23 protein-coding genes are annotated in these 23,466 nt (G+C 64.3%); 20 read left to right on the top strand and 3 right to left on the bottom strand.

Annotated elements, in window-relative coordinates:
* The first annotated feature begins 121 nt into the window (after positions 1-121).
* The 3 genes from AC1DS6_RS32170 (at position 122) to AC1DS6_RS32160 (ending at position 3,534) form a co-directional block, all read left to right on the top strand.
* Positions 122-934: a hypothetical protein gene (locus AC1DS6_RS32170; protein ID WP_441631236.1), complete on the top strand. Its 813-nt coding sequence runs from the start codon at positions 122-124 to the stop codon at positions 932-934.
* A 140-nt stretch (positions 935-1,074) separates the two neighbouring features.
* The gene (locus AC1DS6_RS32165; protein WP_035860131.1) at positions 1,075-1,278 is read left to right on the top strand and encodes a DUF465 domain-containing protein; all 204 of its coding nucleotides are present in this window, start codon (positions 1,075-1,077) and stop codon (positions 1,276-1,278) included.
* A 144-nt stretch (positions 1,279-1,422) separates the two neighbouring features.
* A complete protein-coding gene (locus AC1DS6_RS32160) occupies positions 1,423-3,534 on the top strand; it encodes a DNA repair helicase YoaA (RefSeq protein WP_441631277.1) in 2,112 nt (703 codons plus the stop codon).
* 84 nt (positions 3,535-3,618) lie between these two features.
* Here the strand turns inward: AC1DS6_RS32160 and AC1DS6_RS32155 are convergent, their stop codons facing one another.
* Positions 3,619-4,449, bottom strand: a complete 831-nt coding sequence (locus AC1DS6_RS32155) for an outer membrane protein assembly factor BamD (RefSeq protein WP_035860133.1) — start codon at positions 4,447-4,449, stop codon at positions 3,619-3,621.
* 16 nt (positions 4,450-4,465) lie between these two features.
* Here AC1DS6_RS32155 and AC1DS6_RS32150 point away from each other — a divergent pair, with 16 nt between their 5' ends.
* Both AC1DS6_RS32150 and pgeF read left to right on the top strand, forming a co-directional pair.
* Complete coding sequence (locus tag AC1DS6_RS32150; RefSeq protein WP_035860220.1) at positions 4,466-5,683, top strand: RluA family pseudouridine synthase; 1,218 nt, start codon at positions 4,466-4,468, stop codon at positions 5,681-5,683.
* Positions 5,673-6,464 carry a peptidoglycan editing factor PgeF gene (pgeF, locus tag AC1DS6_RS32145; protein WP_441631233.1) on the top strand — a complete coding sequence of 264 codons (792 nt, stop codon included), beginning with the start codon at positions 5,673-5,675 and terminating at the stop codon, positions 6,462-6,464. The genes AC1DS6_RS32150 and pgeF overlap by 11 nt, the downstream gene beginning before the upstream one ends.
* Before the next feature lie 13 nt (positions 6,465-6,477).
* Here pgeF and AC1DS6_RS32140 read toward each other — a convergent pair whose 3' ends face one another.
* Entirely contained in the window at positions 6,478-6,759 is a 282-nt protein-coding gene (locus tag AC1DS6_RS32140; protein WP_441631231.1) for a hypothetical protein, read from the bottom strand.
* 370 nt (positions 6,760-7,129) lie between these two features.
* Between AC1DS6_RS32140 and phaC the strand changes: the two genes are divergently transcribed.
* The 12 genes from phaC (at position 7,130) to AC1DS6_RS32080 (ending at position 19,224) form a co-directional block, all read left to right on the top strand.
* Positions 7,130-8,923, top strand: coding sequence for a class I poly(R)-hydroxyalkanoic acid synthase (gene phaC, locus AC1DS6_RS32135; RefSeq protein WP_441631229.1), 1,794 nt, complete (start codon positions 7,130-7,132; stop codon positions 8,921-8,923).
* 79 nt (positions 8,924-9,002) lie between these two features.
* Complete coding sequence (locus tag AC1DS6_RS32130; RefSeq protein ID WP_441631227.1) at positions 9,003-10,184, top strand: acetyl-CoA C-acetyltransferase; 1,182 nt, start codon at positions 9,003-9,005, stop codon at positions 10,182-10,184.
* Positions 10,185-10,299: 115 nt separating this feature from the next.
* Positions 10,300-11,040 (top strand): 3-ketoacyl-ACP reductase, encoded by a 741-nt coding sequence (locus AC1DS6_RS32125; RefSeq protein ID WP_035860140.1) that lies wholly within the window; start codon positions 10,300-10,302, stop codon positions 11,038-11,040.
* A gap of 200 nt (positions 11,041-11,240) precedes the next feature.
* Positions 11,241-11,489 carry a hypothetical protein gene (locus AC1DS6_RS32120; RefSeq protein WP_441631224.1) on the top strand — a complete coding sequence of 83 codons (249 nt, stop codon included), beginning with the start codon at positions 11,241-11,243 and terminating at the stop codon, positions 11,487-11,489.
* A gap of 6 nt (positions 11,490-11,495) precedes the next feature.
* Entirely contained in the window at positions 11,496-12,047 is a 552-nt protein-coding gene (phaR, locus tag AC1DS6_RS32115) for a polyhydroxyalkanoate synthesis repressor PhaR (RefSeq protein ID WP_035860143.1), read from the top strand.
* Positions 12,048-12,309: 262 nt separating this feature from the next.
* The gene (locus AC1DS6_RS32110) at positions 12,310-12,612 is read left to right on the top strand and encodes a type II toxin-antitoxin system HigB family toxin (protein ID WP_441631222.1); all 303 of its coding nucleotides are present in this window, start codon (positions 12,310-12,312) and stop codon (positions 12,610-12,612) included.
* Positions 12,613-12,615: 3 nt separating this feature from the next.
* Complete coding sequence (locus AC1DS6_RS32105; RefSeq protein ID WP_477103931.1) at positions 12,616-12,972, top strand: helix-turn-helix domain-containing protein; 357 nt, start codon at positions 12,616-12,618, stop codon at positions 12,970-12,972.
* A 427-nt stretch (positions 12,973-13,399) separates the two neighbouring features.
* On the top strand, positions 13,400-14,380 hold the full coding sequence (locus tag AC1DS6_RS32100; RefSeq protein WP_441631218.1) for a tRNA dihydrouridine synthase: 981 nt from the start codon (positions 13,400-13,402) through the stop codon (positions 14,378-14,380).
* Between the two features lie 178 nt (positions 14,381-14,558).
* Positions 14,559-15,938, top strand: a complete 1,380-nt coding sequence (gene rimO, locus AC1DS6_RS32095; RefSeq protein WP_045241720.1) for a 30S ribosomal protein S12 methylthiotransferase RimO — start codon at positions 14,559-14,561, stop codon at positions 15,936-15,938.
* 103 nt (positions 15,939-16,041) lie between these two features.
* Positions 16,042-17,226: a beta-ketothiolase BktB gene (gene bktB, locus AC1DS6_RS32090; RefSeq protein ID WP_441631216.1), complete on the top strand. Its 1,185-nt coding sequence runs from the start codon at positions 16,042-16,044 to the stop codon at positions 17,224-17,226.
* Between the two features lie 12 nt (positions 17,227-17,238).
* On the top strand, positions 17,239-17,892 hold the full coding sequence (locus AC1DS6_RS32085; protein ID WP_441631214.1) for a hypothetical protein: 654 nt from the start codon (positions 17,239-17,241) through the stop codon (positions 17,890-17,892).
* A gap of 105 nt (positions 17,893-17,997) precedes the next feature.
* Entirely contained in the window at positions 17,998-19,224 is a 1,227-nt protein-coding gene (locus AC1DS6_RS32080; protein WP_441631212.1) for a cystathionine beta-lyase, read from the top strand.
* A gap of 60 nt (positions 19,225-19,284) precedes the next feature.
* Here AC1DS6_RS32080 and serB read toward each other — a convergent pair whose 3' ends face one another.
* Complete coding sequence (gene serB, locus AC1DS6_RS32075) at positions 19,285-20,139, bottom strand: phosphoserine phosphatase SerB (protein WP_441631210.1); 855 nt, start codon at positions 20,137-20,139, stop codon at positions 19,285-19,287.
* A gap of 1,271 nt (positions 20,140-21,410) precedes the next feature.
* Here serB and AC1DS6_RS32070 point away from each other — a divergent pair.
* The 3 genes from AC1DS6_RS32070 to AC1DS6_RS32060 form a co-directional block, all read left to right on the top strand.
* Positions 21,411-21,872, top strand: a complete 462-nt coding sequence (locus AC1DS6_RS32070) for a hemerythrin domain-containing protein (RefSeq protein ID WP_441631208.1) — start codon at positions 21,411-21,413, stop codon at positions 21,870-21,872.
* Between the two features lie 133 nt (positions 21,873-22,005).
* Positions 22,006-22,140, top strand: coding sequence for a hypothetical protein (locus AC1DS6_RS32065; protein WP_441631206.1), 135 nt, complete (start codon positions 22,006-22,008; stop codon positions 22,138-22,140).
* Between the two features lie 463 nt (positions 22,141-22,603).
* Positions 22,604-23,466 (top strand): phospholipase D-like domain-containing protein (locus AC1DS6_RS32060; RefSeq protein WP_441631204.1); only part of this gene is annotated, 863 nt, incomplete at its 3' end.

Here is a 23,466-nt window from a genome sequence, read left to right as displayed (position 1 = left end):
TGCCGCGGCGCGGCGCGGTGTTCAGGGCAGGGCACAGCCGGCGTTCCGGCGGAGGCTGGCCAGGCATCAATAAGCCGCCGTGCCCTGGGGCAAGAGGCGGGGCGGATGTTAGAATCCGGGCATGATCGTCAAGCCACATCCGGCCCCACTCGCGGCCGCGTTATCCGACTGCTCCGCCACCCCGGCCAAGGCCCGCTCTCTGTCCGCGCAGCTGCGGCTTGCCTTGCTGTGCGCCGGCCTGGCGGTGTTGCTCATGCCAATGCGCGGCCATGCGCAGGCGGCCCCGGGCGCTGCGCAGGCCCCTGCCCAGGCAACTGAGGCGCAAGCGCCGCAGCCGCCGTCGCGGGATTTCGCCGCGGAGCGCAAGGCCATCGTCGATTCGCGTGCCTGGACCGATTATCGCTACGGCAAGGCGGAGCACGATTGCTACAACAGTTTTTTTGTTACGCACTGCATCGACAAGGCCAAGGATGTGCGCCGCGGGGAACTGCAGGTGCTGCGCAAGCGGGAACTGGAGGTTGGAGAAGCGGAGCGCGCCTTCAAGGCGGTCGAGCGCGACCAGGCTCAGGCCATCAAGCGTGCCGAGTACGAAGCCGGCCAGCCTGCCCGCGAAGCCAATGAACGCGCCAGCCGCGAGAGTTTCGAGCGCAAGCAGCAGGAACAGCAACTGCGCGATGCGCAGCATCAGGCCGATGCTCCGCAGCGTGCCGCCAATGCCGAGGCTTACAACAAGAAGCAGGCTGACTTCGATGCGCGCATCAAGGCAGCGCAAGAGCAGGGCGCGCAGCAGGCCAGGCAGCGGCAGGAAAATGTAAAGGCGTTCGAGGCGAAGCAGCGCGAAGCCGAACAACGGCAAAAAGACGTCGACGAGCGCCGCGCCAAGGCCAAGGAACAGCAGGGGCAGGCCACGACGCCGCGTCCCTTCGGTTTCTGAGCGGTGCGAGCCGCGCCCACAGCCGGGGGCAATACCGGCGACAATGGCCGGTGCAAGACGACGCGACGCGCCACGCGGTGCCAGCGTCGGAAGCCATACCGGCCCGCCGGCGCCAGCGCCGGCTTTGATCGGGGGAGCCCATGGACCGCAACCTGAATACCTTATCGCGGCAGATCATGGAGTTGCAGATCGAACACCGCGATCTCGATTACCTGATTGACCGCATGGCGGCTGACGCCACGCACGACGAGCTGCAGCTGCGGCGCCTGAAAAAGCGCCGCCTCAAGCTCAAGGATGCGATTACCTTGCTCCAGCTTCAGCTCGAGCCGGACGTGCCCGCCTGATTCCCCTTGTCCACGGGCCGTCGCTGAAGCGGTCCGCCATAAAGCCTCGCCTTGCCCGCCTCCGAAGAAGACCTTTCCGCCACGCCCGCGGTCCCCGTAACGACCACCGTGTCCGCTGCGGCCGACACGCCAGATACGCCCGCAATGCCGGCCGCCAGCGGTACCGGGCCGTCCGGTGCCGCGGTATCGCATGCCGCCGAACTGGCTACCATCTTCGCCCCGACCGGGACCCTGGCGCAGGGCATCGAAGGCTACCGCCCGCGCGAGGCGCAAGAGCGCATGGCCGAGGCCGTGGCCAGCGCGATCGAGCGCGCCGACACGGTCATCGTCGAGGCCGGCACCGGTACCGGCAAGACCTTTGCCTATCTGGTCCCCGCCATGTTGTGGGGCGGCAAGGTCATCCTCTCCACCGGTACCAAGAACCTGCAGGACCAGCTCTTCCTGCGCGATATCCCCACGGTGCGGCGCGCGCTCAATGTGCCGGTGTCGGTCGCGCTGCTCAAGGGGCGGGCCAACTATCTCTGCCACTACCATCTGGAACGCGCCGAAATCCAGGGCCGCCTGGCCTCGCGGCAGGACGCCGCATGGCTGCGCGAGATTGCCCGGTTTGCCAAGGTGACGTCCACGGGCGACAAGGCCGAGCTTGCCTCGGTGCCGGAAAACGCGCCGGTATGGCAACTGGTCACTTCGACTCGCGACAACTGTCTCGGCACGGAGTGCCCGAACTACAAAGAGTGCTTTGTCATGCGCGCGCGCAAGGAGGCGCAGCAAGCCGACCTGGTGGTGGTCAACCATCACCTGTTTTTTGCCGACGTCGTACTGCGCGACACAGGCATGGCGGAACTGTTGCCGGCGGCCAACACAGTCATCTTCGACGAGGCGCACCAGCTGCCGGAGACGGCCACGCTGTTCTTTGGCGACAGCCTGTCGACCAGCCAGTTGCTGGAGCTCGCGCGGGATACCGTGGCCGAAGGCCTCTCGCACGCGCGGGACGCCGCCGACTGGGTGCGCATCGCGGCACCCCTGGAGCGTGCCGCGCGGGACTTGCGGCTGGCCTTTACCAAGGACAATGCGCGCCTGGCGGTGAACCAGATCGAAGCGGACCCGCGCATCAGCAAGCCTTTTTTTGAGACGCTGGACGCACTCGAAAGTGCGCTGGGGGAGTTCGTGACCCTGCTGGAAAGCCAGGCAGAGCGCGCCGAGTCGCTGGAGCAGTGCCACCGCCGCGCGGTGGAGCTCGATCAGCGCCTGGCGGCCTGGCGTAGCGAATCCAAGGCCGCGCCGCAGCCCGCCGCGAGCGGCGAGGCGCAAGATGGCGCGGTGGCGGCCCCTGCAGCCGCCTTCGGGCCGGACACGGTGCGCTGGGTGGAGGTGTTCTCCCACACGGTGCAGCTGCATCGCACCCCGTTGTCGATCGCGCCAATCTTTACGCGTCAGCGCGAAGGCCACCCGCGAGCCTGGGTATTTACCTCGGCCACGCTCTCGGTGAAGGGCAATTTCAGCCACTACGCTGCCCAGCTCGGGCTGGACAAGGACAGGTCGCTGACCTTGCCAAGCCCGTTCGACTACGCCGAGCAGGGCCTGCTCTACGTGCCGCGAGACCTGCCGGCGCCGCAGTCGCCCCAGTTCACGGAAGCGGTGGTGCAAACCGCGTTGCCGCTGATCGAGGCGGCGGGCGGTCGCGCCTTTCTGCTCTGCACCACGCTGCGGGCGGTGCAGCGTGCCTCCGATATGCTTTACGAGGCCTTCGCGGAGCGCGGCCTGGCACTACCCCTGCTGGTCCAGGGCCAGGCCAGCCGCACGGAACTGCTCGACCGTTTCCGTGAGCTTGGCAATGCGGTGCTGGTCGGCAGCCAGAGTTTCTGGGAGGGCGTCGACGTGCGTGGCGAGGCGCTGTCACTGGTGATCATCGATAAACTGCCGTTTGCGCCACCCGACGATCCCGTGCTGGCCGCACGCATGGAAGTGCTGCAGAAAAAGGGCCTGAGCCCGTTCGCCGTGCACCAGTTGCCGCATGCGGTGATCACGCTCAAGCAGGGCGCGGGGCGCCTGATCCGCTCCGAGACAGACCGTGGGGTGCTGGTGATCTGCGATACCAGGCTGGTGGAGAAGCCCTATGGTCGCCAGATCTGGCAGAGCCTGCCGCCCTTCAAGCGGACGCGCGAGGCCGAGACCGTGATCCGCTTCCTGGAATCGATCCGGGACGGCGGGGAGGCGCCAGCGGCGGACCAAGGGGGCGAAGCGCGGCCCGATTGAGCAGGCAACAAAAAGCCCGGTCGAGACCGGGCTTTTTGTTGCCGGGGCTTGCGCCTCCGGCCTACTCAATTGCATGCCTGCCGTTCAGAACACTTCCCACCAGGACTTGTCCTTGCGGCGTTCTCCATACTTGATGTAATCGCTGTTGGGGAAGTTCTTTTCCATCACGCGGGCGGTATCGTCGCGCAGATCCTTCATGCCCAGCGAGTCGTAGGAACGGATCATGATGTACAGCGCTTCTTCGTTGGCCGGGGCGCCATCATATTCCTTGAGCGCCTGCTGGGCGCGGTTGGCGGCGGCCAGGTAGGCGCCACGCTTGTAGTAGTAGCGTGCCGCATGGACCTCGTGCTGGGCCAGCGCGTTCACGATGTACTGCATGCGCGCGGCGGAGTCCGGCGTGTACTTGCTGTCGGGGAAGCGCGTGACGAGGGTGTTGAATGCGTCATACGCGGCGCGCGCGGCCTTGGGGTCGCGCTCGCTCAGGTCCTGGCCGGAAAAGCGGCCGAGCCAGCCCAAATTATCATTGAAGTTGATCAGGCCCTTCAGGTAATAGGCATAATCCACGTTCGGGTGATTCGGATGCAACTGGATGAAGCGGTCAACCGAGGCCAGGGCCGCGGCGGTTTCGCCATCCTTGTAGCTGGCATAGGCGGAATCGATCTGCGCCTGCTGCGCGAAACGGCCGAAGGGGTAACGTCCTTCCAGCTTATCGTACAGCTTGACTGCACGGGTGAAGTCGCCGGAATCGAGTGCGTCCTTGGCTTCCGAATATAATTTGTTAGCCGACCAGCCGGCAGTTTCGTCTGGTTGATCCGACAGCAGGCCGCACGCCGATAGCATGACGCAGCCGCCTGCGAGCAGAATCGCTCCAATTCTTGCGCGCCAGTTGGCGCGCTTCATGCTCATCGATTGCATGGGCAACATATCCCGGATGAAAAATAGCGTCAAGCATTATAGCCCAAGCCCCTTGCCGGCAACCGCCGCCAAGGGCATCGCGCAGCAAGCTGCCGATTCAGCCGACACTTTGAACGAAGTGGAGGACCTGGAAGACCTGACCGATGTGGCCGCGCTAGGCGGCCTGGAGGCTGGTGCGCAGGCATCGCCGATCGAGTTGGAAATGCAGCAAGTGGAGTTTGAAGTAGACGGTGCGTCACATGGCGAGCGCCTCGATAAATTGCTGGCCCGCCATCTCAGCGGATTTTCGCGCAGCCGCCTGCAGCAATGGATCGAGAGCGGCGCGGTGCTGGTCGACGGCGAGGTGCGCCGCTCGAAGGCTTCGGTCCAGATGGGCGAGCGCGTCGTGGTGCGGCCGCAGGCCCCGGCCGAATCGCGCGCCTTCGTGCCGGAAGACGTGCCGCTCGAGGTGGTGTACGAGGACGCGGCAATGCTGGTCATCGACAAGCCCGCCGGGCTGGTGGTGCATCCCGCGGCCGGCAACTGGGGCGGCACGGTGCTCAACGGCCTGCTGCACCGCTATCCCGAGGCCGTGGGCCTGCCGCGCGCCGGCATCGTCCACCGGCTCGACAAGGAAACCTCCGGGCTGATGGTAGTGGCGCGCACGCTTACCGCCCAGACCGATCTCGTGCGCCAGTTGCAGGCGCGTACCGTCAAACGTACCTATCTGGCGCTGGTGTGGGGCGAGACGCCCGAATCGGGCACCATCGATGCGCCGATCGGCCGCGATCCGCGCGAGCGGATCCGCATGGCGATCGTGCTCACCAACAGCGGCAAGCCTTCGCGCACCCATTTCCGCACGCTGGGCACGGTGCCGCTCGGGCGGGGCCATGTCTCGATGGTGATGTGCCAGCTCGAAACCGGCCGCACGCACCAGATCCGCGTGCATTTCGAATCAATCGGCCATCCCCTGGTCGGCGATCCGGTCTACCATCGCGCCGCTACGCAGCGCGGCCAGCGCCCGGCCATCAAGGCGCCGCTGCCGGTGCCGCTGGGGCGCCAGGCGCTGCACGCCTTCCGGTTGGGGCTGGTGCATCCGACGACCGGCAAGTCCATGTCGTGGGAGGCGCCGCCGCCCGACGACCTGCAGGCATTGATCGAAGCGCTCGATTTCGACCGCGCCGATGATGAGGACGAGGATGACGGCTGGGTGGAGGGCGAGGACGGCGCATGGGAGTACGGCGATGACGACTGAGGCGCCGTGGCTGGTTCCTGACTGGCCGGCCCCGGCGCGGGTGCGCGCGTTGTCCACCACCCGTCAGGGCGGCTTGAGCCAGGCCCCTTACGGCCTGGCGGACGGCAGCCCGGGCGGGCTTAACCTCGGCACCCACGTGGGCGACGATCCCTCGGCGGTCGCCGGCAACCGGGCGCGCCTGGCCGCGCGGCTGCCGGCCGCGCCAGGCTGGCTGGAGCAGGTGCATGGCTGCGCGATCGCCACCGAGGACAAGTTCGCGGCCGATGGCGCGGTTCCGCAGGCGGACGCAAGCATTGCCGCGACCCCTGCGCGGGTCTGCGCCGTAATGACCGCGGATTGCCTGCCGGTGCTGCTCTGCGATCGTGCCGGCACGGTGGTGGGCGCGGCGCACGCTGGCTGGCGCGGGTTGTGCGGCGGGGTGATCGAATCCACGGTGGCACGCATGGGCGAGCGGGCAGGCGCGCAGGCCGAGTGGCTGGCCTGGCTTGGTCCTGCGATCGGCCCGCAAGCCTTCGAGGTCGGCGCCGAAGTCCGGCAGGCCTTTCTTGCCCAGGCGCTGCCCGAAGAAGCGGGACCGGTGGATCGCGCATTCCGCGCCGGCGCGGACGGCAAGTATTTCGCGGATATCTATGCGCTTGCCCGCATCCGCCTCGCGCGCGCGGGCTGTACCGCGGTGTATGGCGGCGACGCCTGCACCGTCAGCGATGCGCGGCGCTTCTACTCTTACCGGCGCGATGGCGTCACTGGCCGCATGGCCAGCCTGGTCTGGTTGGTCGCCTGAATTCCCCTCGCCGTTAGTCCCGGGCGGGCGGCAGGGCTGGTCGCGCGCCCGTCGCCTGGGCGGGTTGGGTTGCCTCGGGCTCCCCGGCGGCCGCGGGGTCCGGCTCGCTCTTGGCCTGTTTTGCTTCCTCGGCCTTGCGCCGGCGCCGGCGTCCAGGCGTGCCCATGATGTACACCAGGATCGCCACCGGGAACAGGCCATAAAAGACGAAAGTGGCCACGCCCGCGACCACGGTATGTACGGTAATGGCCATCATCAGGACCACGTACAGCCAACCGATTGCAACGATGTACATCAGAAAGTCATCCTTCTCGTGCAAGCTTGCCCCGGGGCCGGAGTGGCTGCGCCGGGCTGCCCGCAGATTCGCGCCGGGCGCATTTTGCCATTAGCGCCGGTCCGCGCAATTTTCCGCATTGACAGGCAGAACATTGCAAGGCAACAATGGCCTCGAGTGGCTTGCGATTATGTGTTCGCGAGCATTCGCAGGCTCCGCCGGCACCATCCGGTCCGCGGAGAGGCGTGTCCGGCAAGCATACCGCATGACGTCACCAGCCGAGGGTGTCAGCGCGGGCCGGTTTCGAGGCTGGAGGCGGGGGTGAGTCCCGCAGTGGTGGCACGCCGCCCAGCCAGCTTTCAAATAAGTGACGGCAGAGAGACGAAACATCATGGCAACCGGCAAAGGTGCGGCAGCTTCCGCCAAGGAAGACAAGTCCCAACCGTTTTCATTTGCTTCGGGGCCATTTGATCCAGCGACATGGCTGGAATGGACCCGTCAGGCACAGGCCAACGGTATGGCGACCCAGCAGGGCATGTCCGGCATGCCCGGCATTCCCGGTTTCGAGGCTTTGACGGGTTCCGCCATGGCGGGCGTGAAGATCGCGCCCGATCAGTTGGCCGGCATCCAGCAGCGCTACATGAAGGACTTCAGCGAGCTGTGGCGAAGCATGGCCGAAGGCGGCGCCAATCCGGCGGAGGCACTGGCCGACCGCCGCTTTGCAGGCGATGCCTGGCGCAGCAGCGCGGCCTTTCACTACGCGGCTGCCTTCTACCTGATCAACGCACGCGCCATGAATGAGCTGGCCGACGCGGTCGAGGCCGATGCCAAGACCCGCCAGCGCATCCGCTTCGCCGTCTCGCAGTGGGTCGATGCCATGTCGCCGGCCAATTTCCTCGTCACCAATCCGGAGGCGCAGAAAAAACTGATCGAGTCGGGCGGTGAGTCGCTACGGGTTGGCGTGCTCAACATGCTGGAGGACCTTGGCCGCGGCAAGATCTCACAGACCGACGAATCCGCCTTCGAAGTGGGCCGCAACGTGGCTGTCACCGAGGGTGCGGTCGTCTACGAGAACTCCTACTTCCAGTTGCTGCAATACAAGCCGAGCACCGAAAAGGTGTTCACGCGCCCGCTGCTGCTGGTGCCGCCGTGCATCAACAAGTACTACATCCTCGACCTGCAGCCGCAGACCTCGCTGGTGAACTACATGGTGGAGCAGGGGCACACGGTCTACATGGTGTCCTGGCGCAACCCGGATGCCTCGATGGCCGAGATCAGCTGGGATGACTACATCGAGCATGCCGCCATCCGCGCCATCGAAGTCACGCGCGAGATCAGCGGCCAGGACCAGATCAACGTGCTGGGCTTCTGCGTGGGCGGCACCATCGTGTCCACCGCGCTGGCGGTGCTGGCCAAGCGCGGCGTGCGGCCCGTGGCCAGCCTGACATTGCTGACCACGCTGCTGGATTTCGCCGAGACCGGCGTGCTGGATGTGTTTGTCGACGAAGCCCACGTCAAGCTGCGCGAAGCCACCTTGGGCGGCGTCGGGGGCGCGCCATGCGCGTTGCTGCGCGGCGTGGAACTGGCCAACACGTTCTCTTTCCTGCGCCCCAACGACCTAGTCTGGAACTATGTCGTCGACAACTACCTGAAGGGCAATACTCCGGTACCGTTTGACCTGCTGTTCTGGAACGGCGACGCCACCAACTTGCCGGGACCCTGGTACTGCTGGTACCTGCGCCATACCTACCTGCAGAACGAACTCAAGGAGCCGGGCAAGCTGACCGTGTGCAATGCGCCGGTGGACCTGGGCAGCATTGACGTGCCCACCTATATCTACGGCTCGCGCGAGGACCATATCGTGCCCTGGGCATCGGCCTACGCCTCGACCGCGCTGCTCAAGAACAAACTGCGTTTCGTGCTTGGGGCATCGGGCCATATTGCCGGTGTGATCAACCCGCCGGCCAAGAAGAAGCGCAGCCACTGGACCAACGACAAGCTTCCGGCGTTGCCAGAGGACTGGCTCAGCGATGCCACCGAGCATGCCGGCAGCTGGTGGCCCGACTGGGCATCCTGGCTGGGCAAGCACGCCGGCGCGCGCAAGGCAGCGCCCACCGACTACGGCAACAAGGATTACCGCGCCATCGAGGCGGCACCGGGCCGCTACGTCAAGGCGAAGGCATAGGATTTGTCCGGGCCGGCACCCCATTGGGCAGCCGGCCTCTTTCACCCCTTATCCGCATTCAACTCGAGAGGACCTCCCAATGACTGACATCGTCATCGTATCCGCTGCCCGTACCGCGGTGGGCAAGTTCGGCGGCTCGCTCGCCAAGATCCCCGCACCTGAACTCGGCGCCATCGTTATCAAGGCCGCGCTCGAGCGCGCCGGCATCAAGCCCGAGCAGGTCAGCGAAGTGATCATGGGCCAGGTGCTGGCCGCCGGCTCCGGCCAGAACCCGGCGCGCCAGGCCGCGCTGAAGGCTGGCCTGCCCGTGATGGTGCCGGCCATGACCATCAACAAAGTCTGCGGCTCCGGCCTGAAGGCCGTGATGCTGGCGGCCAACGCCATTGCCGCGGGCGATGCCGAGATCGTGGTGGCGGGCGGCCAGGAAAACATGAGTGCCGCGCCGCACGTGCTGCCGGGCTCGCGCGACGGCTTCCGCATGGGCGATGCCAAGCTGGTCGACAGCATGATCGTGGACGGTCTGTGGGACGTCTACAACCAGTACCACATGGGCGTCACCGCCGAGAACGTCGCCAAGGAATACGGCATCACGCGCGAAGCGCAGGACGCGTTCGCGGCGGCCTCACAGAACAAGGCCGAAGCTGCCCAGAAGGCTGGCAGGTTTGACGAGGAAATCGTGCCGGTGCCGATTCCCCAGCGCAAGGGCGATCCGGTGCAGTTCGCCACCGACGAGTTCGTGCGCCACGGCGTCACGCAGGATGCGCTGGCTGGCCTGAAGCCCGCCTTCGACAAGGCCGGCACGGTGACCGCGGCCAATGCCTCGGGCCTGAACGACGGTGCCGCCGCGGTGGTGGTGATGTCGGCTGCCAAGGCCAAGGAACTCGGCCTGACTCCGCTGGCGACCATCCGAGCCTACGGTACCGCCGGTGTCGATCCCAAGGTAATGGGCATGGGCCCGGTACCTGCATCGCAGCGTTGCCTGTCGCGCGCCGGCTGGAGCGTGGAAGAGCTCGACCTGATGGAAATCAACGAAGCCTTCGCTGCCCAGGCCCTGGCCGTGCACAAGCAGATGGGCTGGGACACGTCCAAGGTCAACGTCAACGGCGGTGCTATCGCCATCGGGCATCCGATCGGCGCGTCGGGCTGCCGCGTGCTGGTCACGCTGCTGCATGAGATGAAGCGCCGCGGTTCGCGCAAGGGCTTGGCCTCGCTGTGCATCGGCGGCGGCATGGGCGTGGCGCTGGCGGTGGAACGCGAGTGACAATCTGCATCGCTTGCCGCAACGCATAGCGCGCAAGCTGGTCTGAGGGGTGTGCTGGCGGGGAGAGGGCTTCTTCCCGCTGGTTTCAATAAAAACTAGCCATCAAGGAGTAGATATGACTCAGCGCATTGCATACGTAACCGGTGGCATGGGTGGCATTGGAACGGCCATCTGCCAGCGTCTGGCCAAGGATGGCTACAAAGTGGTGGCCGGTTGCGGCCCCAACTCGCCGCGCCGTGAAAAATGGCTCGAGCAGCAGAAGGCCCTGGGCTTTGATTTCATCGCGTCGGAAGGCAACGTTGCCGACTGGGATTCGACCAAGGCCGCATTCGACAAGGTCAAGGCCGAAGTCGGTGAAGTCGACGTCCTGATCAACAACGCCGGCATCACGCGTGACGTGGTGTTCCGCAAGATGACGCGCGCCGACTGGGACGCCGTGATCGATACCAACCTGACCTCGCTGTTCAACGTGACCAAGCAGGTCATCGACGGCATGGCGGACCGTGGCTTCGGCCGCATCGTCAATATTTCGTCGGTCAATGGGCAGAAGGGCCAGTTCGGGCAAACCAACTACTCCACCGCGAAGGCAGGCCTGCACGGCTTCACCATGGCGCTGGCGCAGGAAGTGGCGACCAAGGGCGTGACCGTGAACACGGTGTCGCCTGGGTACATTGCTACCGACATGGTCAAGTCGATCCGCCAGGATGTGCTGGACAAGATCGTCGGCACCATTCCCGTCAAGCGCCTTGGCGCGCCCGAGGAAATTGCGTCGATCTGCGCCTGGCTGGCGTCCGATGAGTCGGGCTTCTCGACCGGCGCGGATTTCTCGCTGAACGGCGGCCTGCATATGGGGTGATGGGCTAGGGCCGCCTTTGGTATTCGGGTGGCTTTTTGTCTTGGGAGGTCCTCTTCGGAGGGCCTTTTTTGTTTTTGGTGGCGGAACTGGCAGGGCGGCCAATCCGGGCAGTCAACCGAAGTCCCCGCATGTTCTCCAAATAGACCTTGAGCTGCCCCATTCCCCGCAGCAATATTGCATTGCACTCCCTGCACCGCACCATGCCGACTGAACCGGGTAAAAACCTGCCCCCGCATTTCCCGCAATCCATTGCCCCGTGCGGGTTTTCCTTAACGGCCCCGGCTTTCAATAGTGCCTTGTTGGGCATAGAATCAGGGCAGCGGCTTGCCCGCACCAAAATAGATCATGCGTTGCAGGTCAACACGTTGTATCCCCCGCTGCCGGTTTCGATTTTGCGCACCGCACAGCATGCGGTGCAGCAGCATGCAACAGCGACGATAAAAGGATAGAGCACGATGGCTACCACCAAGAAAGGCGCAGAGCGACTGATCAAGAAGTATCCTAATCGCCGGCTCTACGATACGCAGACCAGCACCTACATCACGCTAGCCGACGTCAAGCAGCTCGTGATGGACACCGAGGATTTCAAGGTGATCGACGCCAAGTCAGGCGACGAGCTCACGCGCAGCATCCTGCTGCAGATCATCCTGGAAGAAGAGACCGGCGGCGTGCCGATGTTCTCCAGCTCCATGCTGTCGCAGATCATCCGCTACTACGGCCATGCCATGCAGGGCATGATGGGGACCTACCTGGAGAAGAACATCCAGGCCTTTATCGATATCCAGAACAAGCTGGCCGAAAACTCCAAGGGGCTATACTCCGGCGAGCCGTTCAGCCCCGACATGTGGTCCCAGTTCATGAACATGCAGGGCCCGATGATGCAGGGCATGATGAGCAACTACATCGAGCAGAGCAAGAACCTGTTCGTGCAGATGCAGGAACAGATGCAGAGCCAGGCCAAGAACATGTTCGGCACGTTCCCGTTCAACCAGCCGGACAAGAAGTAAGCCGTCGCCAGCCGCCCTGGCGAGGCGGCATGGTATTGCCTGGCAGGGCAACAGTTCTGTAACAGTTCTGTTGGGCGGGCCTGGCCCGGTTAGGGCCAGGAGTCGGGATCTCCCTCCATTGGCACAAGGCCGCTCGCTGCCGCCGACACTGCGTATTCCACCATTCGAATTCCATTTACCGCCCCCGCTTGCGCGCAAGACGGGTGACTGCGTTTGCCGAATCGATCTGACGTAGTCCCATTTTGGGACTATAATCAGTGCCATGCGAATTATTGCGAAACGACATCTGCTGATGTTCTGCGAGAAGCACCCGGGCGCAAAGCAGCCGCTGCTGGCGTGGCACGAGGAAGCCATCCGGGCGCGATGGTCGACACCGCAAGACATCAAGGACCGATACGCGTCGGCCAGCTTCGTAGGTAGCAATCGTGTGGTGTTTAACATCGGCGGTAACAACTACCGGTTGATCGTCGCAGTCGCATACCGCGTGGGCGTTGTGTACGTGAAGTTCATCGGGACACACGCCGAATATGACCGGGCCGATGCGGCAACCGTGGAACTGGAGTAACGCATGGACATTCGACCTCTGCACACTGACGATGACTATCAGGCGGCGCTGGCCGACGTGTCGGCGCTCGTCGATATCGATCCGGTACCCGGCACCCCGGAAGGGGATCGCCTGGAGATCATGGCAACCCTCATCGAGCGCTATGAAGCGGATCATTTCCCGCTGGAGCACCCGGACGCAATCGAGGCAATTCGTTTCAGGATGGAGCAGGGCGGTCTGACTGCACGCGATATGCAGCCGTATTTCGGAAATCTGAATCGGGTGTATGAGGTGCTGAACCGCAAGCGAGGCCTCAGCCTGGCCATGATCCGGCGCCTCAATCAGGAACTGAAAATCCCGGCGGAAGTCTTGATCGCCTGACTCCTGCCTTTCGCGTTAAGCAGGGCGTCCCGCCAGGCGAGCGCCACAAAGCCAGAATCCCGCGCAAGGCGGGACAGGACCGGGCAGGTGCGGACGCCGAACATGCCACCTGCAAGCGCAACGCACTGTGAAATCCAGTTGCGTCCCGGCGCGAAAATCCTGCCGAGATTTGCTGGTTGGGGCGATCGGTTAAAATCACGCATATCCGGGTGACGCGCGGCTTCATCGCGCTGGCTACCCTTCTCAAATGTGGCGATTCATATCGAGGACTCGCCTGCACAGTGCGAATCCCAATGCCTTCCGAAATCCAGGACATTCACCAGGTGCTTGCCGCCGAGGCCAGGCCCGTTCCGGCGGCCGGTTTCGTGTTTTCCGGTTTTCCGGCATATCGCCAGGACAAGCGCCACACTTCGGCGCCAGCTTTCGCATGAGCCGGCTGTTTCTGGCCCCCATGGAAGGGCTTGCGGACTACGTGTTGCGCGACGTGCTGACCGGCGCGGGCGGATACGACGGGTGTGTGTCCGAGTTCGTCAGGGTGACCGGCTCTCTGCTTCCCGAGCGCGTCTACGAGAGGGACACCCCCGAGATCCTCGACGGAGGCCATACTCCTAGTGGCACGCCGATGGTGATCCAGCTGCTTGGAAGCGATCCGGAATGGCTGGCGCTGAACGCGGCCCAAGCAGCGACGTTGTCGCCGCATGGACTCGACCTGAACTTCGGTTGCCCCGCCAAAGTCGTCAACAGGCACGGTGGCGGGGCCATGTTGCTGGCGGACCCTGAGCTGCTGAACCGGATCGTTTCGTGCGTTCGCGCCGCGGTGCCTGCCAGCATCGCCGTAACGGCAAAAATGCGGCTTGGCGTGTCCGATACCTCGCTGGCGATCGACTGCGCCACCGCGCTGGCGGAAGGCGGCGCGGCTTCCCTCGTCGTGCATGCCAGAACGCGCGACCATGGCTACCGGCCGCCGGCCCACTGGGAGTGGATCGCGCGTATCGATGCTGCCGTGGACGTGCCCGTTGTTGCCAACGGAGAAGTCTGGACGGTCGCCGACTGGGAACGCTGCCGGGCAGTCAGCGGCTGTGCCGACGTGATGATAGGGCGGGGCGCCGTATCCGATCCTTTCCTGGCCTTGCGGATACGCGGGCTGATGGAAAGGGTGGCATCCGGCGAGGAATGGCCGCTCGTGCTTCGTCACATTGCCGACTACCTGAAGAAGTTGCAGGCCCGTGTCGAATGCCGTCATGAGCACGGACGCGTCAAATTGTGGCTCAGCTATCTGAAGCGGACCTGGCCGCAAGCCGCCGAGCTGCATGCGGCCATCCGGCGCCTGCAAGATTCGTTCGAGATTCAAGACGTGATTGAGCGTGCCCTGGCGGACATGCCAGGGACTTCATCCGCGCGGATGTGACGCCGCTGCGCAGGGCAGGCTGGCCCATTGATGCGATGAGACTGGTTGCGACAGGTTTACCGCGGCATGTCGGGGATCAGGCGCCGAGAAACTTTGGCGAGCGGTTAAAATGCGCGATTGGCTTTGTACCGCCAGGCGGCCATGTCCCGCCTCGCCCGCCCCACATTTGGAAGTAACCGTGAAAAACCCTTCAGAATCAACGACTAATAAAGACCATATTCCAAATGTGGGATTCGTGAGCCTTGGCTGTCCAAAGGCGCTTGTGGATTCCGAGCAGATCATTACCCAGCTGCGCGCCGAAGGCTATGCCATCAGTGGCACCTATGACGGCGCCGACCTGGTGGTCGTCAACACCTGCGGCTTTATCGACGAGGCGGTGCAGGAAAGCCTGGACGCGATCGGCGAGGCGCTGGCCGAGAACGGTAAGGTTATCGTTACCGGCTGCCTGGGCGCCAAGAAGAACGCGGCGGGCGAGGACATCATCACCTCCGTCCACCCGAAGGTGCTGGCCGTGACCGGCCCGCATGCGCTGGGCGAGGTGATGCAGGCGGTGCACACGCATCTGCCCAAGCCCCATGACCCGTTCCTCGACCTGGTGCCGGCCGCCGGGATCAAGCTCACGCCCAAGCACTACGCTTACCTGAAAATTTCCGAGGGCTGCAACCATCGCTGCTCTTTCTGCATCATCCCTTCGATGCGCGGCGACCTGGTCTCGCGTCCGGTGGCGGAAGTCATGCTGGAAGCCGAGAACCTGTTCAAGTCCGGCGTCAAGGAACTGCTGGTGATCTCGCAGGACACCAGCGCGTACGGTGTGGATGTGAAGTACCGCACCGGCTTCTGGGACGGCCGCCCGCTCAAGACGCGCATGACCGAACTGGTCGCGGCGCTGGGCGAACTCGCCGCCAGGTACGGCGCCTGGGTCCGTCTGCATTACGTGTACCCGTACCCGCACGTCGACGAGATCATTCCGCTGATGTCGCAAGGCCATGTGCTGCCTTACCTGGATGTGCCGTTGCAGCACGCCCACCCGGACGTGCTCAAGCGCATGAAGCGCCCGGCCAATGCCGAGAAGACCATGGACCGCATCCGGGCCTGGCGCGAGATCTGCCCCGAACTGACCATCCGCAGCACCTTTATCGCGGGCTTCCCCGGCGAGACGGAGGAAGAGTTCCAGACGCTGCTGGACTTTATCGCCGAGGCCGAACTGGACCGCGTGGGCTGCTTTGCCTATTCGCCCGTAGAGGGTGCCACCGCCAACGATCTGCCAGGCGCCTTGCCTGACGAGGTCCGCGAAGAGCGCCGCGCGCGCTTCATGGAAGTGGCGGAGGAAGTGTCCGCCCGGCGGCTGCAGCGCAAGGTCGGGCAGACCCTGCGCGTGCTGGTCGACGAGGTCAACCAGGATGGCGGTATCGGCCGTTCCTCGGCTGACGCGCCGGAAATCGACGGCCTGGTTTATATCGACCCGCCGGCGCAAGGCTCGCCGCGCTACAAGGTCGGGGAATTCGTCTCGGTGAAGATCACCGGCGCCGATGGCCACGACCTCTGGGGCGAGGTCTGAGCCAGGCAAGGTCCGTGCGCTGCGATAGGTAAAAGTACGCTCGTTCGTTTTTTGCGGCGCGCCGTTATACTGTGCGCTGCAACATCAGCCCTGGAGACACAAAATGACACGTGAAGTGGTGGTGGTGAGCGGCGTCCGGACCGCAATCGGTACCTTTGGCGGCAGCCTGAAGGATCTTTCCCCGACCCAGATGGGCGCCATGGTCGTGCGCGAGGCGCTGGCCCGCGCGCAGGTCAGCGGCGATGAAGTTGGCCACGTGGTGTTCGGCAACGTCATCCAGACCGAGCCCAGGGACATGTACCTGGGTCGCGTGGCGGCAGTGGAGGGCGGCGTCACGATCGACGCTCCGGCGCTGACCGTCAACCGCCTGTGCGGCTCGGGCCTGCAGGCCATTGTCAGCGCGGCGCAGACCATTTTGCTGGGCGATGCCGATGTGGCCATCGGCGGCGGGGCGGAGAGCATGAGCCGTGCTCCCTACCTGGCGCAATCGGCCCGCTGGGGGGCGCGCATGGGCGACGCCAAGATGCTCGACATGATGCTGGGCGCGCTCCACGATCCCTTCCACGGGATCCACATGGGCGTCACCGCCGAGAACGTGGCCAAGGAATACGACATCAGCCGCGGCCAGCAGGACGAGGCCGCGCTGGAGTCCCATCGCCGCGCCTCGGCAGCCATCCGTGCCGGCCACTTCAAGGACCAGATCCTGCCGGTCACGCTGAAGGGCCGCAAGGGCGACGTCACCTTCGACACCGACGAGCACGTGCGCCACGACGCGGTCCTGGAAGACATGACCAAGCTCAAGCCGGTCTTCGTGAAGGAAAACGGCACGGTCACCGCAGGCAACGCCTCGGGCCTGAACGACGCCGCTGCCGCCGTGGTGCTGATGGAGCGTGCCGAGGCCGAGAAGCGCGGCCTCAAGCCGCTGGCCCGCCTGGTTTCCTACGCCCACGCCGGCGTCGATCCCAAGACCATGGGCATTGGCCCCGTGCCGGCCACGAAGAAGGCGCTGGAGCGTGCCGGCCTGACCGTGGCGGACCTCGACGTGATCGAAGCCAACGAAGCCTTTGCCGCGCAAGCCTGCGCCGTCACCAAGGCGCTCGGGCTGGATCCGGCCAAGGTCAATCCGAACGGTTCGGGCATCTCACTGGGCCACCCGATCGGCGCCACCGGCGCGCTGATCACCGTCAAGGCGCTGTACGAGCTGCAGCGGGTGCAAGGCCGCTATGCACTGGTCACCATGTGCATCGGCGGCGGCCAGGGTATTGCGGCCATCTTCGAACGCATCTGATCCGAGGCTGACTTGCGGCGCGTAGCGACTCTATCCCTCTCCGTTTCCCTGTCACTGGCAACCGGACTGGCAGCGGCAACGCTGGCTGGCGCCGCGCTGGCCGCCGGCGGCACCGAGCTGTCCACGGGCACGCCCGGCGCCGGTACCGCCGGCAATAGTGCGGGCAGCCCAGAGGGCTTCGGCATCAACCAGGCGATCCGCGAGGGTGAGTCGAAACGCGGCACCCAGCTTTCCACCGGCGCGGCGCCCAAGGCGCTGGCGCCGCGTCCCGAATACGCGTCATTACCGGTCTACGTGGGCACGCTCGGCGACCAGCCGGTGCGCCTGCGGCTCGGGCCCAAGCCCGACGAGCGCGACAGCGTGCATGGCGAGTACAGCGTCGGCCGCGCCGGCGGCGTGCGCGTGCTGGCCGGCGAATATGAAAACGGCGCCTTCCTGATGGAAGAGTCCAATGACGGTACGCACGTCACTGGCAATTGGGAAGGCACCATCGACGGCGCCGGCGTGGTTCATGGCAACTGGACCGACCCCGTCAACCCGGCCATCGTGCTGCCCTTCATGATCCGGCCTTTGGGCGTGCTAGTGATCCCGCCCTTCGACATGACCCCCAACAGCGGCATCACCTACGCGCCGCCGCCGCCGAAATCGTCGATTTCCGGCCGCTGAGGGAGCGGGGCGGATAGCGCCGGGTAAGGCGCACGCAAGCCAACACGCCCCCGATTGCTGGTAAGCTCGAACGTTCATCGAGTCATTGCCAGACAAGGAATCGCCGTGTCCGACCGCCAGCCTCCCGAGAAGTCCGCTGCCCAACCCGCCTACCTGCAGACCGTGGCCGTCCAGCCCGAGCTGGATATCGCACCCGGCTTCGCTTCATTTTCCCCTCCCACGCATCGCGGCTCCACCGTGGTCTTCCGCAACCTGGCGGAGTTGCGCGCACACGGCGACGGCGCCACGACCTACTGGCGCTACGGCCTGCATGCCACGCCCACCAGCGAAGCGCTGTGCCAGCATCTGGCGCTGATCGAGGGCGCGCGCAAGACGCTGCTGCTGCCATCCGGCCTCGCCGCTATCTCGCAGGTGTACTTCGCGCTGGTCAAGTCGGGCGATGACGTGCTGGTCCCGGACAACGTCTACGGCCCTAACCGCGACCACGGCGAATGGCTGGCGCGGGACTTCGGCGTGTCGGTCCGCTATTACGATCCGATGATCGGCGCCGGGATTGCCGGCCTGATCCGCCCCAATACCCGCCTGATCTGGATGGAGTCGCCGGGGTCGGTGACGATGGAAGTGCCCGACACCGAGGCCATCGTGGCCGCGGCGAAGGCGCGTGGCGTGCTCACCGCGATCGACAACACCTGGTCGGCGGGCGTCTATTTCCGGCCCTTCGACAAGGGCATCGACATCTCGGTGCAAGCGCTGACCAAATACCAGTCGGGCGGCGGCGACGTGCTGATGGGCGCCGTGCTGACCCGCGACGAAAAGCTCCACGACCGCCTCAGGCGTGCCCGCATGCTGATGGGCTGGGGCGTGTCGGCGGACGATTGCTACCTGGTGCTGCGCTCGCTGCCGAGCATGCCGGTCAGGCTGGCGGCACACGACCGCGCCGCGCGCGAAGTGGCTGAATGGCTCTGCCAGCGCCCGGAGGTGGTCAAGGTCCTGCACCCGGCCTTGCCGGACTGTCCGGGGCATGACTTCTGGCGGCGCGATTTCAGCGGCGCCACCGGCTTGTTCTCGGTCGTGCTGCATGCGCGCTATACGCGGGCCCAGGTCGATGCCTTTGTCGAGGCGCTGCGGCTGTTCGCGATCGGCTGGTCGTGGGGCGGAGCGCACAGCCTCGCGGTGCCGTATCACGTCCAGACCATGCGTCCCCAGGGCAGCTGGCCGCCAGCGGGCTGGCAAAACGCCGGCGAACTGGTACGCCTCTACATCGGGCTGGAGGATACCCGCGACCTGATCGCCGACTTGCGCGGCGCGATGGAGTCGCAACTGGTGGCATGACATGGAACGGGCTGCGCCGGACATGATCCGGGGCGGCCCGTCACTTGGTCACTTGGTCATTTAATGCGGAAACAGTTGCAGCAAGCCGTCCAGCCCGACGTGGTTGAACGCAACGCTTGCCTGCGCGCGCACCACCGGCTTGGCCCGGAAGGCCACCGACAGGCCGGCCACGGCCATCATCTTGAGATCGTTGGAGCCGTCGCCCATGACGATGGCCTGGGACGGCTCCACGCCGATCTGCGCGCACATTTCCTGCACCGTGCGGGCCTTGACGTCGGCATTGACGATCTCGCCCAGCACCTGGCCGGTGAGCTTGCCGTCAATGATCTCCAGCGTATTCGCGCGGGTGACATCGAGTTTCAGCCGAGGCTTGAGCTTCTCGGTGAAATGCACGAAGCCGCCTGAAACCAGCAGGGTGCGCATGCCCAGGGCCTGCACGGTCCGCAGCATGTCTTCCGCGCCGGGCGACAGGCGCAGGCGCTCTTCATACACGCGGTCCAGCACGCTGGCGTCCAAGCCCTTTAGCAGGGCCACGCGGCGGCGCAGGCTTTCGTTGAAGTCGGTGATCTCGCCGCGCATGGCGGCTTCGGTGATGGCCGAGACCTCGGCCTTGAGGCCGCAGAAATCGGCGATCTCGTCGATGCACTCGATGGTGATCAGCGTGGAGTCCATATCCATCGCCACCAGCTTGAAATCCGAGAGCTTGCGGCCGGCGGGCACGATGGCCCAGTCGATGGCACGGGGGGCACAGCAGGCGTCGAGCGCTTCACGCAGGGCGGGCGTCAGTGGTGCGCTGTCGCTGGCCGTTGCCACGGTTTCGTCACGCAGTGCGAGGGAAGGCGCGTGGGCAAGCGTGCGGATGGCATCGATGTCGGCGGAAGCGAGCGGGGCGAGGCTTTGCAGGATCAGGGGCATGGCGGGGGGCGCCGCGCGGCGAGGGCGTGGCGGCGGGTGCGTTGAATGCGGAGACCGTGCCGCGCTAGGCGGCGAAGGACAGTATTGTAACTGCCCCTGTGCCTGCCTCATAACGGGAAGCGAATTCGAGGTCGGCAGGTCCGTTGGCCGCACGTTATCGGGCAGCCGGCCGGTGTTTGCAGTGAGCCGTGGCTAAAGTTGCGTGCTTGAGGAATGTTGTGATCCCTGCCGGGGCGAGGACGACAGGGTTTCGCAGAGCACCCGTGAGTTCAGGTGGATGTCCGCGTTGCGGTATTCGGCGGTGAGGCCGTAGCGGGTGTGTTGGCGGGGGTTATCCATTGGGCGCCTCCTTGTGCGTGGCGGGCACGCGGTAGGAGGGGGCGATGGGAAAGCGGCATGCGAGACATGCCGGCGGTCCGGTACGGCTGAGCGCGTATTGACGCATGGTACGACCTCCTCTGTATGCGGCTTGAATCCCGCACCCCACTTCCAAATGGGGTGGGCGGGCGCATGGCAAGGTTGGAAGACCGGACAAAGGAACCGGCAGGGCCGAAGCCCTCCCCGCCAAGGCCCGCCCTCTGAGGACGTGCGCAGGCGTGACGGATGTAAAAATACCGCCGGCTGGCGGTGATCCGCCTTTGTTCGGGCTTCCAAACCCGGTCGCTGTGGTTGCAGCGACAAGAGAGTATAGCGTGAGATTGTCGAGTGGAACTCTGTGTAGGTGCGGTCGGTAACTGCTCTTAGATAGGTCGGCAGTTCATTCACGCCAAGCTGTGTGACCAACATGGGTCGAGAAGCGGTTGAATGTCATAGCTGCTTTACATGACTGCTTCCGACCCTTCTGCGCCATTCGAGGCTTCCACAACTCGAAGTCGGCTATCCGGGATCAACGGACATCCGCCTCCTCTGTCGCTCCGGCAGTTGATTGGCCAAAGGAGCCGTTCGGCCGCAGGCGGCCCGGGCCCATTAGGAGCTGAATCGCCTGCGGGCCGAGACCCTCGGACGGTTTTGGTCGACCGGGCCACCAAGCAATGCGCCGTGCGGCGCTTTTTACAAGATGATGGCCGTCTTGACCGACTTGCCTTACCAACGGTCATGCGCGTGCGAATCATTTACATGCTGGTGTCATCGGGCGGCCGGAAATAGCCCGCCTGTGAATTGAGGGGGGACGTTGCTGACGCAAGCGGCGCAAAGTGGCACGGATTGTGCGGCTGTTGGCGGGCGCTTACCCGCATTCCGCAGTTTGGCGCTTTCAAGACCGAGGCAACAACATGGACAAGTCGAAGATCCCGGCAGGCCAGCGCCAGGCGTTGGGCGCACTTATGGATGACCACCGTGCCGTCAAGAAGCTCTTCAAGTCGTTTGAGGAGAGCAAATCCGACAAGGAATCGATTGCCGGCGAAACCTGCAATCAACTCGCAATGCACGCCCGGATTGAAGAGGAGATTTTCTATCCGGCGCTCCGAGGTGTTTCCGGTGATCTCGATGACCTCCTCGACGAGGCGAATGTGGAACATGGCGTCGCCAAGGACCTCATCGCGGCGATAAGAAGAGCCGCCGATAGCGACCGCCTGGAAGCGACTTACAAGGTGCTTACGGAGTACGTGGGGCACCACGTACAGGAGGAAGAGGGGGAGTTGTTCGAACTCGTCATCAAGCACAATATTGACCTCCGCGAGGTGGCAACGCAATTGGCAACGCGAAAAGAAGAACTCATGGCGCTTGCAGCGTAACTTCCCGCTTTAGGGCCCGCAGCTTCTGGTAGCTGCGGGCTCTTTTTTGTCGCGGTGAAGCCATGAGCTCATGGCACGTGCCTTGCGATGTTATGTCGGTGCGGCGATCCGCCGCATTGTTACGGAGAGAAAAATGGCAGAGCAACCGCAATCGGAACAGACCCCTGAAGATTTTGATCAGGAGGAGCAGCAGCCAGAGAAGGCTGGCGAAGAAGAGGTGCCTGAGGAGCCCATAGAACCGGCTGACACTGAAGGCGAGAAAACTTGATGTACTTGCGCCGGCGTGAAGAAAGGCCCTGGTCTTCTCGCCCAGCCCCTCTCGCATCAGCGCGGTTTTCGAGGCAAAGGCACGACGATGAAAAATCCCTGGACTAAGAAGAATCCCCTCATGAGCATCTGGCTGAGCAGCGCCAATTCCGTAGCAGGTGCAGCTCGCGGACGGATCACTGCCGAAGGCCGGCGTCAGTCAACCGCAGTCAGGAAGGCAGCGACCAAGCAGGCTTACGGCTTCTGGAGCGACATGCTATCTGGCCCCAAACGCCCACCGGCCAAAAGGACGAAGCGCCGATAGCAGATCGGAGGAGCATCGCTGATGCTATGGAAGGGGCGGCAGATGTAGGCACGATATGCAGGATTGCAGAAGGCAACCTTGCGACGGTACCTTTTTCAACCTCGCTCAAGAAGCAAAGAGCTGAAGGTCAGGGATGCCATATTTCACTGCGGGGCGACGCATGATCTGGTATACGGTTGTCGTGGTTCTCCTGACGGCTGCAGCCGGTATCGTGGCCTACAACTTCATCGAGGGAGAAAAACGTATCGAGCGCCATTTACAGCGTCTTTACTCGATCGACGATCCTCACTTTGAACGAGAACTGAGCGTGCTTCTGGGACCACCAGTAGTAGGGGGAAATCGCTATCGTTTGCTGAAGAACGGAGACGAGATATTTCCTGCGATGTTGAGCGTAATCCGCGGCGCCAGGAAGTCGATCAACTTCGAGTCGTACATCTACTGGAGCGGGGATGTCGGCAAGGATTTTGCTGAAGCGCTGGCTGAGCGAGCGAGAGCGGGGGTCAGGGTTCATGTACTGCTCGACTGGATGGGCAGTGCGAAGATCGACAAGGCGACGCTCGATGTCATGACCGACGCCGGGGTGGATTTAAAGCGGTATCACCCGGTACGTTGGTACACGCTTGGCAAGCTCAATAATCGCACTCACCGAAAGCTATTGATTGTCGACGGCACGGTTGGCTTCACTGGTGGTGTCGGTATTGCGCCGGAATGGACTGGTCACGCCCAGGATCCGCAGCACTGGCGCGACACGCACTTTCAGGTCGAGGGGCCGGTGGTGGGTCAGATGCAGTCGGTCTTCCTGGACAACTGGATCAAGGTGAGCGGCGAGGTGCCACACGGCGAGGACTATTTCCCCGTGCTGCCGCGTGTTGGGCAGGGGCGAGCGCAGATCTTCAGCAGTTCGCCCACCGGGGGCAGTGAAAGCATGGCGTTGATGTACCTGCTTGCTATCACCGCCGCCAGCCGATCCATCGATCTATCATCCGCCTATTTTGTGCCTGACGACCTGACACTGAAAGCACT

Source organism: Cupriavidus sp. 05L310, assembly GCF_056398185.1.
This window is presented reverse-complemented; position numbering and strand designations above follow the sequence as displayed.

Excerpts from the sequence above, each read along its gene's own strand:
- AC1DS6_RS32170 (WP_441631236.1), top strand. The coding sequence starts at position 122 with ATGATCGTCAAGCCACATCCGGCCCCACTCGCGGCCGCGTTATCCGAC.
- AC1DS6_RS32165 (WP_035860131.1), top strand. The coding sequence starts at position 1,075 with ATGGACCGCAACCTGAATACCTTATCGCGGCAGATCATGGAGTTGCAG.
- AC1DS6_RS32160 (WP_441631277.1), top strand. The coding sequence starts at position 1,423 with ATGCCGGCCGCCAGCGGTACCGGGCCGTCCGGTGCCGCGGTATCGCAT.
- AC1DS6_RS32155 (WP_035860133.1), bottom strand. The coding sequence starts at position 4,449 with ATGCAATCGATGAGCATGAAGCGCGCCAACTGGCGCGCAAGAATTGGA.
- AC1DS6_RS32150 (WP_035860220.1), top strand. The coding sequence starts at position 4,466 with ATGAAAAATAGCGTCAAGCATTATAGCCCAAGCCCCTTGCCGGCAACC.
- pgeF (WP_441631233.1), top strand. The coding sequence starts at position 5,673 with ATGACGACTGAGGCGCCGTGGCTGGTTCCTGACTGGCCGGCCCCGGCG.
- AC1DS6_RS32140 (WP_441631231.1), bottom strand. The coding sequence starts at position 6,759 with ATGTACATCGTTGCAATCGGTTGGCTGTACGTGGTCCTGATGATGGCC.
- phaC (WP_441631229.1), top strand. The coding sequence starts at position 7,130 with ATGGCAACCGGCAAAGGTGCGGCAGCTTCCGCCAAGGAAGACAAGTCC.
- AC1DS6_RS32130 (WP_441631227.1), top strand. The coding sequence starts at position 9,003 with ATGACTGACATCGTCATCGTATCCGCTGCCCGTACCGCGGTGGGCAAG.
- AC1DS6_RS32125 (WP_035860140.1), top strand. The coding sequence starts at position 10,300 with ATGACTCAGCGCATTGCATACGTAACCGGTGGCATGGGTGGCATTGGA.
- AC1DS6_RS32120 (WP_441631224.1), top strand. The coding sequence starts at position 11,241 with ATGCCGACTGAACCGGGTAAAAACCTGCCCCCGCATTTCCCGCAATCC.
- phaR (WP_035860143.1), top strand. The coding sequence starts at position 11,496 with ATGGCTACCACCAAGAAAGGCGCAGAGCGACTGATCAAGAAGTATCCT.
- AC1DS6_RS32110 (WP_441631222.1), top strand. The coding sequence starts at position 12,310 with ATGCGAATTATTGCGAAACGACATCTGCTGATGTTCTGCGAGAAGCAC.
- AC1DS6_RS32105 (WP_477103931.1), top strand. The coding sequence starts at position 12,616 with ATGGACATTCGACCTCTGCACACTGACGATGACTATCAGGCGGCGCTG.
- AC1DS6_RS32100 (WP_441631218.1), top strand. The coding sequence starts at position 13,400 with ATGAGCCGGCTGTTTCTGGCCCCCATGGAAGGGCTTGCGGACTACGTG.
- bktB (WP_441631216.1), top strand. The coding sequence starts at position 16,042 with ATGACACGTGAAGTGGTGGTGGTGAGCGGCGTCCGGACCGCAATCGGT.
- serB (WP_441631210.1), bottom strand. The coding sequence starts at position 20,139 with ATGCCCCTGATCCTGCAAAGCCTCGCCCCGCTCGCTTCCGCCGACATC.
- AC1DS6_RS32070 (WP_441631208.1), top strand. The coding sequence starts at position 21,411 with ATGGACAAGTCGAAGATCCCGGCAGGCCAGCGCCAGGCGTTGGGCGCA.
- AC1DS6_RS32065 (WP_441631206.1), top strand. The coding sequence starts at position 22,006 with ATGGCAGAGCAACCGCAATCGGAACAGACCCCTGAAGATTTTGATCAG.